The following is a 622-nucleotide window of genomic DNA, read 5'->3' on the forward strand; positions in this document are numbered from 1 at the left end:
ATAGAAATGTTGGCGAAACGTTTGAAACTAAGCTGGATTCGCGAGCATTATCAGGAGGTCAACGCCGATACGAATGAAGAATTCCTTCTGGAATTATTCAAACGAGAAGTAGAGAATCGAGAAGAAAGAAAAATCAACCTTTTACTTAGTCAGGCTCAACTACCCAAGACAGGTGCTCAGCCATTTCAGTGGGAGCATATTCAAATCCCACAAGGGATTAGCCGAGAAGCTGTGTTGAATGGCGACTTCATCCATGAAAAAGAAAACCTCATCTTATATGGAGGGGTTGGTACAGGGAAAACATATTTGGCAACGTTAATTAGCTTGAATGCCATACGTAGTTTTGGCAGTAAAGTAAAGTTCTTTACGGTGGCATCTTTGGTGAATCATCTCCTGGAAGCCAACCAAAAAGGAGAACTTCAGAAAGTAATGAAGCAGATCAAAAAGCTTGATTTATTAGTGTTAGACGAATTGGGGTACATTCCATTGAATAAAGAAGGAGCAGAACTACTATTTCAAGTAATATCGATGTGTTATGAAACCAAAAGTATTATCATCACAACAAACTTACAGTTTGGACAGTGGAACCATGTATTCGGCGATCCAATCTTAACGGAAGCAG

The 622-nt window shown here is 39.5% G+C and carries 1 protein-coding gene; it reads left to right on the top strand.

Annotated features, from left to right (window positions below):
* Nucleotides 1-622, top strand: a 622-nt coding sequence (locus tag ACFOGI_RS16765; RefSeq protein WP_390275123.1) for an ATP-binding protein, incomplete at both ends; no start/stop codon positions are given.

Source organism: Virgibacillus xinjiangensis, assembly GCF_042643145.1.
Classification (GTDB): Bacteria; Bacillota; Bacilli; order Bacillales; family Amphibacillaceae; genus Virgibacillus_O; species Virgibacillus_O xinjiangensis.